Origin of the sequence: Agriterribacter humi (assembly GCF_009192765.1) — a bacterium.
GTDB lineage: Bacteria > Bacteroidota > Bacteroidia > Chitinophagales > Chitinophagaceae > Agriterribacter > Agriterribacter humi.
This window is the reverse complement of record NZ_VOHQ01000017.1, coordinates 1-15,115: the sequence shown is the minus strand read 5'-3', so window position 1 is coordinate 15,115 and position 15,115 is coordinate 1. Positions and strand designations below refer to the sequence as shown.

At 41.6% G+C, this 15,115-nt stretch carries 14 protein-coding genes; 10 read left to right on the top strand and 4 right to left on the bottom strand.

Translation table 11 applies throughout. From position 1 onward, the window contains the following. Window positions 1-9 precede the first annotated feature (9 nt). On the top strand, window positions 10-579 hold the full coding sequence (locus FRX45_RS20825; protein ID WP_152270419.1) for a collagen-like protein: 570 nt from the start codon (window positions 10-12) through the stop codon (window positions 577-579). Window positions 580-703: 124 nt separating this feature from the next. After that, complete coding sequence (locus tag FRX45_RS20820) at window positions 704-1,336, top strand: hypothetical protein (protein WP_152270418.1); 633 nt, start codon at window positions 704-706, stop codon at window positions 1,334-1,336. 11 nt (window positions 1,337-1,347) lie between these two features. On the opposite strand, the gene FRX45_RS20815 is transcribed toward FRX45_RS20820, so the two are convergent. Genes FRX45_RS20815 through FRX45_RS20805 form a run of 3 tightly spaced genes read right to left on the bottom strand, consistent with a single transcriptional unit; the run spans window position 1,348 to window position 4,608 of the window. After that, the gene (locus tag FRX45_RS20815) at window positions 1,348-2,490 is read right to left on the bottom strand and encodes a glycosyltransferase (protein WP_152270417.1); all 1,143 of its coding nucleotides are present in this window, start codon (window positions 2,488-2,490) and stop codon (window positions 1,348-1,350) included. A 2-nt stretch (window positions 2,491-2,492) separates the two neighbouring features. Then, window positions 2,493-3,584 (bottom strand): glycosyltransferase, encoded by a 1,092-nt coding sequence (locus tag FRX45_RS20810; protein ID WP_226805495.1) that lies wholly within the window; start codon window positions 3,582-3,584, stop codon window positions 2,493-2,495. A 10-nt stretch (window positions 3,585-3,594) separates the two neighbouring features. Continuing rightward, the gene (locus tag FRX45_RS20805) at window positions 3,595-4,608 is read right to left on the bottom strand and encodes a Gfo/Idh/MocA family protein (protein ID WP_152270416.1); all 1,014 of its coding nucleotides are present in this window, start codon (window positions 4,606-4,608) and stop codon (window positions 3,595-3,597) included. Between the two features lie 120 nt (window positions 4,609-4,728). Here FRX45_RS20805 and FRX45_RS20800 point away from each other — a divergent pair, with 120 nt between their 5' ends. The 7 genes from FRX45_RS20800 to FRX45_RS20770 all read left to right on the top strand — a co-directional run bounded on the left by FRX45_RS20800 (window position 4,729) and on the right by FRX45_RS20770 (window position 11,128). Further along, window positions 4,729-5,238, top strand: coding sequence for a hypothetical protein (locus FRX45_RS20800; protein WP_152270415.1), 510 nt, complete (start codon window positions 4,729-4,731; stop codon window positions 5,236-5,238). A gap of 100 nt (window positions 5,239-5,338) precedes the next feature. Then, window positions 5,339-5,611 carry a 30S ribosomal protein S15 gene (rpsO, locus tag FRX45_RS20795; protein WP_152270414.1) on the top strand — a complete coding sequence of 91 codons (273 nt, stop codon included), beginning with the start codon at window positions 5,339-5,341 and terminating at the stop codon, window positions 5,609-5,611. A gap of 157 nt (window positions 5,612-5,768) precedes the next feature. Beyond that, the gene (gene pnp / locus FRX45_RS20790; protein WP_152270413.1) at window positions 5,769-7,949 is read left to right on the top strand and encodes a polyribonucleotide nucleotidyltransferase; all 2,181 of its coding nucleotides are present in this window, start codon (window positions 5,769-5,771) and stop codon (window positions 7,947-7,949) included. Between the two features lie 63 nt (window positions 7,950-8,012). Beyond that, entirely contained in the window at window positions 8,013-8,843 is an 831-nt protein-coding gene (gene prmA / locus FRX45_RS20785) for a 50S ribosomal protein L11 methyltransferase (protein ID WP_152270412.1), read from the top strand. Window positions 8,844-8,904: 61 nt separating this feature from the next. Continuing rightward, window positions 8,905-9,549 (top strand): glycerol-3-phosphate 1-O-acyltransferase PlsY, encoded by a 645-nt coding sequence (gene plsY, locus FRX45_RS20780; RefSeq protein WP_152270411.1) that lies wholly within the window; start codon window positions 8,905-8,907, stop codon window positions 9,547-9,549. Between the two features lie 114 nt (window positions 9,550-9,663). Then, on the top strand, window positions 9,664-10,470 hold the full coding sequence (locus FRX45_RS20775; protein ID WP_152270410.1) for a M48 family metallopeptidase: 807 nt from the start codon (window positions 9,664-9,666) through the stop codon (window positions 10,468-10,470). A gap of 139 nt (window positions 10,471-10,609) precedes the next feature. Beyond that, window positions 10,610-11,128, top strand: coding sequence for a hypothetical protein (locus FRX45_RS20770; protein ID WP_193311796.1), 519 nt, complete (start codon window positions 10,610-10,612; stop codon window positions 11,126-11,128). A gap of 30 nt (window positions 11,129-11,158) precedes the next feature. Here FRX45_RS20770 and dnaG read toward each other — a convergent pair whose 3' ends face one another. After that, the gene (gene dnaG, locus FRX45_RS20765; RefSeq protein WP_152270409.1) at window positions 11,159-13,102 is read right to left on the bottom strand and encodes a DNA primase; all 1,944 of its coding nucleotides are present in this window, start codon (window positions 13,100-13,102) and stop codon (window positions 11,159-11,161) included. A gap of 152 nt (window positions 13,103-13,254) precedes the next feature. Between dnaG and FRX45_RS20760 the strand changes: the two genes are divergently transcribed. Further along, on the top strand, window positions 13,255-15,115 hold a 1,861-nt coding region (locus FRX45_RS20760; RefSeq protein WP_152270408.1), incomplete at its 3' end, for a PKD domain-containing protein.

Genomic DNA, 15,115 nt, shown 5'->3' with positions numbered 1-15,115 from the left:
TGATTCGGTATGAAAAAATTGACTTTTCAAATAGCTGTCATTGCATTTGTGGCAGCAAGCATATCATTAGCATCATGTTCAAAAGAAGGGCCGGCCGGTCCTGTCGGCCCGGCAGGAGCAGCTGGTCCCACAGGAGCCCAGGGACCCGCAGGAGCTAAAGGGGATGATGGTACAGCCAATGTAATTTATTCAGAATGGCTGGATGTAAGCTTTGATGAGAATGGTGTAGCCATTGTTCCTGCCCCTGGTTTGTCGAATGAAATATTGAATTCTGGAGCGGTAAAAATATACTGGAATCTCAACAATGCTGATAATCCTCTCGTTGTCTCTCTCCCTTGTTCTGTGCTACCGACCATACTTTTTGATGCAGAAGAAACGGATCCAAATATTGTAATCAATCCATATCTTTCGGCAGATACAATTGTTCTAACCTCCAATTACGATGTATCAAGTAGTCAGGGTATATCTCAGTTCCGGTACATCCTTATTCCCGGGGGCACACCGGCAGCCCGTAAAGCAGCAGCCGTTGACTGGAACAATTACGCTGAGGTTAAAAAATACCTGAACTTAAAAGATTAATTTTTCTTTGTGTGAAGCTTGCAAGATTACTTTAAAAGTCTTGCAAGCTTTGCCCTTTGGAGTTATAATAAGTGAGAAAAGCTATAACTATTATATATATTTGCATTCTAATGCATTAAACCCTATGCGCACTATCCCTGCATTCCTGTTCATGCTCTTATCGGCATTTTCCCTTCTGTCGTGCCAGAAAGAATTGTCGTTTGAAAATCCTTCACCCGGTAACAACCCGGCTTCATTGCTGGGCGTGTGGAAATTTAACGGGCTTAGCGTGGCAGTGGAATCCGGAACTACTTTTGACTATGGAGGCGTTCCGGGAAGGATCGTGGCCACATATGCCACCACTACGCAAAACAACAAGGGTATTCTTACCGTTACAGCCGATAAAATGGAAACCACCGATGTGGGTTATACCATTTCGGCCACCGTTAAAATAATTACCTATCTGGGAGGCATCCCTCTCGATCCGCAGGAAGAACAACTTGATTTTGACCTGCCTTCCAGCAGTGCCAGCAGCGATTACCAGCAGGTAGGCAATGATTCCCTCTATTTCCCAAACGGATCTATATTCGACATTCCTGATACCAACGGGCAACAACCGCCGGGCGCTTCGGATCCGGCAGGCGCGAGGTTCACCATAACCGGCGATACACTCGTTATACAATCGGCCGTAAACAGGTCAACGATTACCAGGCAGGGTAATGATGAGTATGAGGTTACACAGAAAGTGAATGGAACAGCTACTTTTCTAAGACAATAAGAAGATGACGATCATTCTGCCGAAAACCGTCCCCATATCCATTCTATTAATTGCGCGGCATTGCGCCGGTTATTAAAATGCTTTTCAAGCAATGCATGCCGCTCCGCTATCGCTTCTTTTGTAAATGGCTGATGGTATAACGCTTGTATAGCAGCTTTAAAGGCCTTATCATCTTCCGCAATGGTACAGGCGTTTTCCATGCCCGTTCCCGCCGCCATAGCTGTATTTGCAATGCAATGCCTTCCGCAAAAAAGAGCATGTAAAAATTTTAATTTTATTCCCGTAGTGGTAAAGGAAGGTAACAGGTTGATCTGCGCATCTTCAACCAGTTGCTGCATTTCTGCTTGCGAGGGATTTTCGATTATGCTGATATGCTCATGAAGTTGTACTTCTTTTTTTAAGGTAGGAGAAGGATTTTTGCCCGCAATCATAAAGGGGATCTTCAAACCGGAAAACACATTTTTAATAAGCCATATGGCAGCCCGTTCATTTTCACTTACCGATAAATTACCCTGGTAAAGGCAATAAAATCCCTTCCCTTCTTTGCCTGCCATGGTATTCCATGCAGTAAAAACAGGAAGATGGCGGGTATTCGTTACACCAAACAGAGACGCATAAGTTGCGGCATCCTTTTCCGTTACAGCAATAGTAAGGCTGGCTTTATGAGCGATCTTTCTTTCATACCGCTTCAGAAAAACACTTTCCACCGCATAATATATTTTATGGAATGGGGAAGTAGTATGGCGCGCTAACTGGCGATAATATTCAAATTCGATGTTGTGCAACCGCAAAATTACTTTTCTTCCTGCCAGCTTATTTTTGTGCAACAGGTAAGTGCTGTGTATACCTTCTACAAGTACGGGGTAATTATCTTTAAACAGATTTTGCAGTAATTCCGGATCGGCACGCGAGCCAACAATGTATGGTATTCCTGCTACAAGCCCCCGCCAGCCTTTGGAACGTTTATAATACTGAACCGTTTTACAATACTGCAGCAATGCATCCTGCTTTCCTCTTCCATATTCATAACAATGCAAATGAATGATCACGTTCTTTTCATGCAGGTATTTCAATTTGTAATAAAGATCAAATACCCCGCCATAGTCAGGCGGGTAAGGCACATCTAAGCAAACGATATGTAAATGGTTTTCCAATCTTATTGCAGTAGATTGTTGTAAAATTCAACCAGCTTCTTTTCTTCCTGCTGCCAGTTGTATACAGCTCTTGCGGCCAGACAATTTTCACAAAGCTTTCCGTATAACGCGGTATCGGCTAGCAATATATTAATCTGTTTGGCAATATTTTCGGAAGATAAATCGGATATGAGCACTGCAACTTCAAATTGTGCATTCATTTCACGATACACCGGGTAGTCTGCACAAAGCTGTGGTATACCTGCGTGTATATAATCAAAAAAACGATTGGCCAATGAATAATAATTACTCATTCCTTCCCTGTCAAACAGCGTAATGCCAATGGTGGCCAACGGCGTTATCTTTTTTAATGCATCCGGGTTAATCTTTCCCTTAAAAATAACTTTATGTTTTACGTTATACTTTTCAACCAGTCTTTTTACCTCTTGCATAAAATTGCCATCGCCGCATATCATCAGTGGCACATCAATATGCTGCATAGCAGGAATAAGGGTTTCAAAGCTCCTGCCTTCATTAACCGCTCCCTGGTATAAAAGAAAGGTTTCCGTTTTCACCGGCTGCAGTTCAGGATTATTCAAAACCGCAATGTTCCTGATTATGGCATAATCAACATTATACATTTTTTTAAATTCCTGCGCAATCGGCAAATTAACGGTATAACCCAGCTTAAACCTGGGAACAGCAAACCGCTCTATCTTTTTCCAGAAGCGGTAAATACGCTCACGGGTACGCACTTCTTTCATCTCGCAGAACAATTCATGTGCATCATATATCCTGGGTATTCCCTTCACACGCGATACCCAATAGCATGGAAGAATGGTATCCAGGTCAATGGCGCAGAGCGCATCCATTTTTTTGAACAGCAGGTAAAAAAACAGGCGGATATTAAATTCAATATATAATGATTTTCCTTTGGTAAACCAGCAATGCAGCCGTACCTGTTGAAAGGGGTGTGACTGCAGCGTGGCAGCCCTTTTGAACTGCCGTCCTACAAGCACAACCTCATAATTTTGGCGCGACAGCGTACCGCATATTCTAATCATACGCTGATCGTAAACCAGTTCATTAATTACAGTGAAATAAATTTTTTTCAAGAACAGTTATTTAAAAAGACTTTATACCCGCGTAAATTTTCTCAATGATCTCAACGGTTTTAATTCCGTCTTCAGCCATAGCAGATTCATGCTCCCTGCCATCCAGCCCTTTTAAAAGGTTTTCGTATACCTTATCATGATTGCTCATGCTTCCTGTATAAAAACCATATTCATTAGCGCCTTTGCTTTCAGGAAGGTGAGGAGCCCTGTAATCCAGGATACGCTGGTACTCCAGCACATTGAGGTATTGTCCTCCAATTTTTATCGTTCCTTTTTCTCCCAATATGGTAACAGATCCTTCCATATTGCACTCAAAGCTGTTTATACTGAAATGCAATAATCCTATTGCACCATTCAGCATTTCAAATTGTACTATGCCGGTGTCTTCAAATTCAATACAATCCTGGTGCTGGTAATTACGGCCTATAGCATTTACATTTTTTACATCGCCCAGCAGCCAGTACAGCAGATCAATAAAGTGGCTGAACTGGGTAAATAATATTCCTCCGTCCAATACTTTGGTACCTCTCCAGGAATGCTGGTAATATGCTTTAGGCCGGTTCCAGAAGCAATTGATCTGGAAGCTATATATAGCTCCCAATGTATTTTCCCTGATTATTTTTTTCAGTTCAGCCACCGGCGGATTGTACCTGTTTTGCTTTACAACAAAGAGTTTTTTGTTATTTGCAATGGCTGCCTGCATCATATCACTGGCGTCTTTTACAGTAATGGCCATCGGTTTTTCGCAAAGCACGTGCATTCCATGCTTCAGGCATGCTATAGCGTGTACAGCATGCAATCCATTTGGAGTGCAAATTGCGGCAACATCAATCGCCTTTTCAGAGCGCAGCATTTCGTCAATATGGTAATATGCCTTTGAATGATACCGTGCAGCCATTTGATCTGCCCTTTGCCGGTTGATATCGCATACCGCCCGGAGGCTTCCATATTTCTTTATTTGTTCTGCATGCCTTACACTTATTTGGCCGCAGCCTATTATTGCAAAATTGTATAATCTGCTCAAATCGCCTGAATTTTCCGGGAAATTACTGATTATCAAAAGTATTTTAGATTCTGAATATTTTAAATCGCTTTCAGATATAAGAATCTTTTATTATCCTTGTACACTAAAACACATCAAGCCATGGAAAATTTTGAACCCGGTCAACCAGTTTCTAAACCTGCAAGACCCGTATTTCTTACCGTTTTATGTATTCTTACTTTTATTGGAAGCGGATGGGGTATCATCAGCGGAATAAGCAGCTATCTTACCGCAAACACCGCGGCCGGGGTTGCGCAGGCCGCTATGCAGGATGCCAAAGAAAAACTGGAAGATGAAGGAAATACAGGATCCAGGCTGGCCGAAAAAATGTTATCGGGAACCAGCGAAATGCTGCAACCTGCCAATATTAAAAAAAGCGCGCTCTTCAGCATCGTTGCTTCTGTATTCACACTCCTGGGAGCTATACTAATGTTTGGTTTAAAGAAAGCGGGATTTTACAGTTATTTGCTGGGAACGGTTATAAGTATTGCGGGTCCTTTTATAGCTTTTGGAGGAGGAAATTTTCTGACGATCATAACCTCATCGGCAATTGCTTTTATCGGAATTCTTTTTGTGGTATTATATGGTTTGAATGTAAAGCATTTACGTTAAAAAATATTTCAATAAATAATTCCCCTTTTTATGATCTTTTACTACCTTTGCGGCCAAATAAGAAGAAGATATTATTGGGATGTTTTAAAAAAAAATTGAGATGCCAACATTAGTCGCCGACAAAAAAACAAAGATTTTCGCAGAATTTGGTGGAAAAGAAACCAATACAGGTTCTATTGAAGCGCAAATTGCTTTATTAACAGAACGCATTGCACATATTTCCAAACACCTGCAGCAAAACAAAAAAGATTTCTCCAGCAACAGGGGCCTTCTGCAATTGGTAGGGGAAAGAAAGAGTTTACTTACCTACCTTAGCAAGCATAACCTTCAGGGTTACCGCGAGCTGATTGAAAAGCTTGGACTCAGAAAATAACGTATTCGTCAATCATAACTATTCCCAACCTGCAATGTTGGGAATAGTAGTTTTATGACAATCGTTTTATTATTTTATTTAACTACGCGGTTTGCAATACCACGGTATTTATTCTCCACTGATACTTTAATTGCAGGCCATAAATTCAAATCATTTTATGCTCTCTCAACCAATTAGTGTATCATTTGACCTGGACGGCGGACGTACCATAACCATTGAAACAGGTAAACTTGCACGCCAGGCGGATGGCTCTGTTGTTGTGCGCCAGGGAAATTGCGTGATATTGGCTACCGCAGTAGCCAACAAAGAACCAAAACCCGGACAAAGCTTTTTTCCGCTGAGCGTGGATTATATGGAAAAATTTTCTTCCGCAGGCCGTATCCCCGGTTCCTTTTTTAAACGCGAAGCAAAATTGAACGATTATGAAGTGTTGACCAGCCGCCTGGTTGACCGTGCTTTACGTCCACTGTTTCCTGAAGACTATTTCTGTGAAGTACAGGTAATTATAACGCTTATCTCAAGTGATATTGAAGTAATGCCCGATGCTTTGGCCTGCCTCGCTGCTTCAGCGGCATTAGCGGTTTCAGATATTCCTATCAAAGAAATTATTTCTGAAGTGCGTGTGGCCAGGGTTGAAAATGAATATATTGTTAATCCTACCCGTACCCAACTGGCAAAAGCAGATATGGATTTTATGATAGGGGCTACAGAAAAGAACCTGATGATGGTAGAGGGCGAATCAAAAGAATGCGCCGAAGAAGACCTGGTAAAGGCCCTTGAAGTGGCTCACGAAGCCATTAAACTACAGATTAAAGCACAGCAGGAGCTAAGAGGTAAAAAAGGAATCTCTGAAAAAAGGGACTATCCAAAGCCTGTACAAAAGGAAGAGGTACTCGAAAAAGTAAATGCTTTTGCCAAAGATAAAATATACGAAATTGCTAAAGCAGGTTCTGCCAAGCATGAAAGAAGCGATGCTTACGCAAAGCTCAAAGAAGAACTGATAGCCAGTTTTGGTGAAGAACCGGAAGAAGAAGATATAAAGCTCGCTGGTAAATATTTTGAAGACCTTCAGTGGGAAGTGGTAAGAAACATGATCCTTGATGACCGCACCCGGCTTGATGGCAGAAAGTTAGATGAAGTACGCCCACTGGCAATGGAAACCGATTTCCTGCCAACACCCCATGGTTCTGCGTTATTTACCAGGGGCGAAACACAGTCGCTGACTACCGTTACTTTAGGAACGCCCTTAGATGAGTTGCTCATAGAAAGCGCTGCGAAATCTGACTACTCAAAATTCATTTTACATTATAATTTCCCTCCTTTTTCTACTGGTGAAATTAAGTTTTTACGTGCCCCCGGCAGAAGGGAGATCGGACATGGAAACCTGGCATTGCGCTCATTAAAACAAATGATGCCCGGAAATGATTATCCCTATACCGTAAGGGTAGTGAGTGATATTCTTGAATCAAACGGATCATCTTCCATGGCTACCGTTTGTGCAGCTTCACTGGCATTAATGGATGCCGGCGTTCCCTTTCCCAAACATATAAGTGGTGTGGCTATGGGATTAATTACGCGGGGAACCGATAATAAATATGCGATCTTAACCGATATCCTGGGAGATGAGGATCACCTGGGAGATATGGATTTTAAAGTTACCGGAACAAGAGAAGGAATTTGCGGCGTGCAAATGGATATTAAAATAGACGGGCTGAGCATGAATACCATGCGTGAAGCACTGGAACAGGCCCGCAAAGGACGTTTACATATATTAGATGCCATGTATAACTGCCTGGGCGCTGCACGCGAAGAAGTGAAACCGCATGCACCACGAATGGAGAAATTGTTTATTGACAAGGAATTCATTGGCGCGGTTATCGGGCCCCAGGGCAAAGTAATACAGGAAATTCAAAGAACTACAGGCGCTACTATTAATATTGAGGAAGTAGGCACGGTAGGGGAGGTAAGTATTTTCTCTCCGGCTAAAGAAGGGTTGGATAAAGCAGTAGCGTGGATAAAAGGCATTGTTGCTGTACCTTCAGTAGGCGAGGTATATGAAGCCACAGTAAAAGGGATAAAGGAATTTGGCGCATTTGTAGAGTTCCTGCCTGGCAAACAGGGGCTTTTGCACATAAGCGAAATTAGCTGGAAACGCCTTGAAAGCATGGAAGGTGTACTGAAAGAAGGCGATGTGGTAAAAGTAAAATTGGTAGGCGTTGATCACAAAACCGGTAAATTTAAGCTAAGCAGAAAAGCGTTGATGCCTAAACCAGACTTTGCGCCCAAGCCGCGGCCCGCAGACCAGGGACAGAGTGAGTCAAATGCATCTCATAATTAGTTTTATAATAGATATTTCATAAAAGCTACCTGTTATTAATGGGTAGCTTTTTAATTTTAACTAATGGAAGAAAAATATATCGAAATAACATGCGAAGTAGAAAGCAGTGAGCAGGGCGAAATGCTGATTGCACGTTTGAATGAGGGTATAGAGGCAGAAGGATTTGAAGAAGGGGAGGGCTTTGTAAAAGTATATATTCCTGAAACAAAGTATAATGAAGCTGTATTTTATCAGCTAATGCAGCCAGATACCAGGTATTCCATATCTGTTGTTAAGAATGAAAACTGGAATGCCATTTGGGAAAATAGTTTTGAACCGGTAATAGTTGAAAATTTTGTAGCCGTAAGAGCTAATTTCCATAAAAGCATAAAGAATGTTGCATATGAAATTATAATCACCCCCAAAATGAGCTTTGGCACGGGGCATCATGCCACTACCGGTTTGATGCTTGAAAGCTTGCAGCAGAATAACTGCGCCGGGAAAAAGGTGGCGGATTTTGGAACAGGTACAGGTATATTAGCCATTCTTGCCGAAAAAATGAATGCAGAAAAAGTGCTGGCTATTGATTACGATGATTGGAGCATTGAAAATGCTTCAGAAAATATTAAAAGAAACAGGTGCAGAAAAATACAGCTTATAAAAGAAGATCATTTTCCTGGCGGAGAAAAATGGGATATCATACTTGCCAATATCAATCTTCATGTTATTCTTGCCAATATGCAAAGTTTTCATCAGACCTTAAATAACAACGGCTTATTGATTATTAGCGGTATATTGCAGGAAGACAGAACTGAAGTGGAGTCTTTAGCCTTTAGTCAGTCTTTTTTAACACACAATGTTCAGCAGAAAAATAATTGGCTTTGTATGGCGTTTAAAAAGGAAGCTACTGTTTAAAAGCGATCTTTAGTTGTAAAAATATATATATATTTGCAGCCTTACTTCAACCTGATATCTGATGAACGAACTTACACTGGTAATATTAGCATACCTCATAGGCTCTGTTCCTACTGCCGTATGGGTGAGCAGATACTTCTTTAATATTGATATACGAGATTATGGAAGTGGAAATGCAGGTGCTACCAATACATACAGGGTACTTGGATATAAATGGGGTACCGTTGTAATGATCGTAGATATGATCAAAGGATTTGCCGCTGTTAAACTGGCTTACCTGTTGCCTTTTTATATTGTTGATGAGTTTGCAAGAACGAATTTTCAGATAGGATTGGGATTATGTGCTGTTCTGGGCCATATATATCCGATATGGGCTCAATTCAGGGGAGGAAAGGGGGTTGCTACATTATTCGGGCTGGTGCTTGGCATTTCTCCATGGACAGCCTTATGTTGTATAGGCGTTTTCTCACTTGTATTATTTCTTACCCGTTTTGTATCGCTCAGCTCTATTTTGGCCAGTTTGGCCTTCCCGGTATTCATTCTCGTTATTTTCAATGTAGATAATCACGCCTATCGTATTTTTGCTGTAGTAGTGGCGCTGCTCGTTATTCTTACGCATCAAAAAAACATTTCCAGGCTTTTAAAAGGAAGTGAAAGCAAGGCGCCTATACTGAAGTATCGTGACCGCAGAAAAATAAGGCGTTGATTATTTTTTGCCCCGCTTAAAAAATAACACATTCATATTACTTTTGGTATGACAATTGAATTATACCAATTGTATATCATATTAGCTAACAATACAGATTCAAATCAAAAACACATGCGTTTAAAATTATTTTTTATTGGGGGTTTGGCCTTTTTAACCGTTTCCTGCAGCCGGAACGCTATTACGGGAAGAAACCAGTTGCAATTGTTACCGGAAGCAGAGTTGCAATCTATGGCTAAATCAGAATATCAAACCTTTCTTTCACAGAATAAAATTGTAAGCAGTTCGGTAAGTAAAGATGCTGAAATGGTTAAACGGGTGGGCAACCGCATTTCAAAGGCCATCACTCAATATTATACTGCTGAAAACAAAGGCGATATTTTACAAGGTTATCAATGGGAGTTTAATCTGGTAGATTCAAAAGACGTTAATGCATGGTGTATGCCCGGTGGAAAAGTAGTGGTATATACAGGCATACTTCCTGTTACACAAAATGAAGCGGCTTTGGCAGTAGTTATGGGACATGAAATTGCACATGCCATAGCGCAGCATGGCAATGAAAGAATGAGCCAGGGTCTCCTTGCAGAAGGGCTGGGAACAGTAGGCAGCGTGTTAACCTCCGGCAATCCCACAGTAAATAATATCTTTAATACAGTATACGCACCCGGGGCTCAAATTGGTGTGTTATTACCCAATTCCCGCAAGCAGGAATTAGAGGCCGATCAATACGGATTAATTTTTGCGGCAATGGCAGGATATAACCCCAATGAGGCTGTGCCGTTCTGGGAAAGAATGGCAAAAGCCGGCGGCGGGCAAAAGCCACCCGAATTTTTAAGCACCCATCCTTCCGATGAAACACGTATTGCAAAGGTCAAGCGCTATGCGAAAGACGCAATGAAATATTATAAGCCTGTAAAATAAGCGGCAAACAAAATTTCCCGGTGCTGCTTTTTCATTTCTTCTTTCTTTTTGCGGACTTATTTAGTGCAAAAGTTGGTCATGCAGCATAATTTTATTATCTTGCAACTCTTTTTGCAACAATTAAAAATTGTGTTGAAGCATGATGCAGACTATGTTTGAAAAACTTCAACTTACTGAAGAAAAGAATTTACTTATCCAGGGCCTACCTTCTTCCATCGAAAAACAATTTGCCAAGATTGCATTTGCCAAGAATGTTACTCCTTTGCTCAAGTCGAGACGTATAGATTTTGCATTGGTATTCGCTATTAATGAAACGCAGTTAAATGGCATATTAAAAGAAGTATTACCCGCCCTGGATGAAGATGGAAAATTATGGATAGCTTATCCCAAAACCACTTCAAAAATTGTGAGCGATCTGAACAGGGATTGCAGTTGGAAAATGCTCAATCAAAATGGCTTTGAAAGTGAATACCAGGTAACGCTCGATCATGTTTGGACTGCGCTGCGGTTTAAGTGCTGCAGGCCTGCATCTGCTGTTAAGGAATTAACACCGATCATTAAAAAAGATAAAGGTACTGTGTTAATTGCAGTTCAAAGTAAAACCCGAACAAGCCGCTACTCCTCCGGCAGAGCCGCAAATGTTGTAGCGGGAAAATAGCCTGTCATTACAGAATTACATATAACCCGTTTATCTGAAGATTACCGTTCCATGATCTTTGGTAAGTGCTATTTCAAGCTGTTTCAAATGCTGGTGTGTTTGTAATAAAGTAAGTTGGTCCTCCGAAGAATATGCTTTTTCAAGATCGCGCTGATTTTCGTCAATCAGCCTTTTAATTTTTCTCAATTTAAGATAGTTCAGTGTTGAAGAAACTTCTTCTTTATAAAGATCTTCACGTGTAGGCAGGGGTCCGTCATAATGATCTTTCCAGTTAGCGCTTAATTCATAGCGGGTATCCATTAAGCCAATAACAACGGCACTAAGCTGCACATCCGGATGATATAAAAATTGTTTGGGGCCGGCATCAATGCCTTCTTTAATCCACGATTGATACGTTTCAATTACCAAAAGCATTTGTTTATTATCTATCAATTCATGCAATCCGTTGATTTCAAACTCCTCAAAAATATAATCCGATACTTTGCGCTGTTCATCCCAGGCATAGCCACCAAATTCAATCAATGCTCTGGTTATGTTCCGCTCAATTAATTCATCCTTATTAAGAAGTTTTAAAGAATCTTCTTCCGCTGCTAATGGCTCCTGGCCTGCTTCAGCAGCAGCTTTTGCATCGTCCGATGCAATTTTATTTTCCTGCTTTGTGATTCTTTCCCGGATAAATTTATTAACTAAAGCATTTAATCCCGCTTCATCAATCTTAAGAAGTCCGGAGCACTGCCGGATATAATCCTGCTGCCTGGTAAAATCTTCAGCTTTATTGAGCCTTGATATGGTTTCGGCAATACGGTTAACCACAGCCGCTTTTTTATTAGAATCACTTCCTGCATCTTTCAGCGACACTTCCAATTGAAAAAGAACAACGTCTTTTTTATTACCGGCTACAAATTTTTTAAATTCCTCACTGCCTGTTTTTTTTACATAACTATCGGGATCTTCATTGTCGGGTATCAATACCAGTTGTACCTGTAGTCCTTCCTCCAAAGCAAGGTCAAGTCCCCTTAATGCTGCTTTAATACCCGCTGCATCACCATCATAAACAATAGTAAGATTTGTGGTATATTTTTTTATCAGTCGCAACTGGTCAGCAGTTAAAGATGTGCCGCCACTGGCTACTACATTTTCAATGCCTGCCTGGTGCAAGGAAATCACATCGGTATAGCCTTCTACCAGCAAACATTCATCTGCCTTATCAATTGCCTGCCTGGCGAAATAAGAGCCGTAGAGTATTTTGCTTTTGCTGTATATCTCATTTTCCGGTGTGTTAATATACTTTGGAGCCCTGTCGTTTTTACCAATGATGCGGGCGCCAAAACCAATAATTTTACCGGTTTGATTGTGTATGGGAAATGTGATACGCCCCCGGTAATTATCAACCAGTTGATCGTCTCTCATTACTACCAATCCCGTCTTTTGTAAATACTCAGGATTGTATTGCGCTGCCACAGCGGCTTTTGCAAATGCATCCCTTTGCTGACTGCAATACCCCATTTGAAATTTTTCGATAATGGATGCATTGAACCCCCGTTCTTTCAGGTAACTCAGCGCAATGTCCTGGCCTTCTTCACTCCGGAGCAAAAGATCGCTGAAAAATTGTTGAGCAAAGTTGTTGATGATATAAAGGCTATCGGCAGTTTGATGCAACTCCCGGGTGGCCGGGCTCACTTCCGTTTCCTCCACTTCTACATTATACCTGTTTGCCAGCCAGCGCAGCGCCTCGGCGTAACTGTACTTTTCATGGTCCATCAAAAAGCTGATGGTATTTCCGCTTCGCCCGCAACCAAAACATTTGTAGATTTCCTTTGCAGGTGAAACGGTGAAAGAGGGGGTTTTTTCATTATGAAAAGGACATAGCCCCAGATAATTAGTACCTCTTTTTTTAAGCTTTACAAAACTTCCCACTATGTCTATAATGTCAATCCTGGAAAGGATTTGCTGTATGGTAATTTGTGAAATCAATTAAAAATCAATTGGTGATATTGTTACAAGTTAACACCTGCAAAGCTATCCATGAATTTTTTTTTAAGGAAATGGTTTGCAACAATTTAAAAATATAATATACGTTATTACCACTGTTGTCTATATCCTCGATTAACTAAGAATAATTTCCTATGAAGAGAATTATACTGTTCGTATCTCTGCTGTTATTGACATATGTCAATTCAAATGCAGGCAATAACATGGGAGGTGAGCCATCCGCTTTAACAGCGGATTTTTCGGCTTCTGTAACTTCGGGATGCGCACCATTAGTTGTACAATTTACGAGCACATCAACTTTCAACGCAGGCGATCCTATTGTAAGCTATACCTGGAATTTTGGAGATGGAGTTACCATTACAACTGCCAATGCCAATCCCTCACACACTTATTCGGCAGTTGGAACTTTTTCAGTAACATTAACGATAACTTCACAAGGTGGCAGCACAAACACAACTACTAAATCATCTTATGTAAATACATTTGAAAAGCCCGTGTTTAGCCTGGGTAATGATACTTCTATATGCACGGGAACTGAACTCACACTGAGTTCTGTATCCGGTTATGACACGTATACCTGGGAAGACCCGGCATATAATACTTTTCCCAATCGCTTTGTAACCCCCCCCGCAGGCGTTAACACCTATTGGGTTGAAGTAGGCAACGGAACCTGCCTGGTAAGAGATTCAATAATGATTACAGTTTCCCCAGGAGTAAAAGGAAAATTCGGATATGAGATAATAAGCGATTGCGGAAATGTGCAAGTTCAATTTCACGATAGTTCTTCATATTGTGATCCTGCAAAACCCATAAACTATATTGGATGGCTTATTGATGGTGCTGATTACTATGTGTATAATCCTGTTCATACCTTTCCAACCGGAGGTACCTACGATATATTTTATGAAGTTGGTAACGACTATGGCGGATACGATTTTATTGAAACGCAAATTACACTTCCCAACCCCACACCCGGCCCTGCTCCGGTTAATATGGGTCCGTCTAAAAATATTTGTGCAGGCAGCAGCGTACAACTTGATGCGGGCTCGGAACCAGGCGCCACTTATGTGTGGTCGCCAGCTACGGGTTTAAGCAGCACTTCTGTATATAACCCCGTTGCCAGTCCTTCCGTAAACACAACCTATACCGTTACCAAAACCAAATGTGGTGTTGATGCAACGGGTACAATAACTGTAAATGTAAATCCTCCATTGTCCGTAAATCTTGGTCCCGACCAAAGTATGTGCACTGGCGGAAACCTGACCCTGGATGCCGGAATAACCGGCGCTACTTATCAATGGGGCAGCACGTATAATCCCATTGCATATGCTGGTGAAATCAACAAAACTACGACCGCTCTGGGTGCAGGAAGCTATTGGGTAACTGTTACCAAAAACGGCTGTGTTGCAAGAGACACCGTTGTTATCACTGCAAAACCAGCGGTTGATCCTATGTTTACTTATACCCAAACCGGTGTTTGTGGTAATCTTTCTGTAAACTTTACGAATGCTTCTATACTTTGCAGCGGAGGCATAACTAATTATGTATGGGATTTTGGGGATGGCAGTCCTGCTATTTCCGGTGACAATCCGACAATATCACATAATTATTCTATTGCCGGAACATACCATGTAATCCTTACTGTAACTACCAGTGGCGGTGTTTCAGATTCCTACGAACAGGACATTATTGTTACGGGTGGCACACCGCCAGCGGTGAACCTGGGAGCTGATGCAGCCATCTGTGCAGGAAGCAGCATTACCCTTGATGCAGGTGATCCCGGTGCAGGCACAACTTATAGCTGGATGCCCGGCGGACAGACCACCAGAACCATTTCTGTTAACACTGCAGGTACTTACACCGTAACGGTAACACGCAATGGCTGTGATGCCACAGATTCTAAAGATATTACCGTAACAACACCACCAACAGTGAACCTCGGTGCTGATGCAGCCATCTGTGCAGGAAGCAGCATTACCCTTGATGCAGGTGATC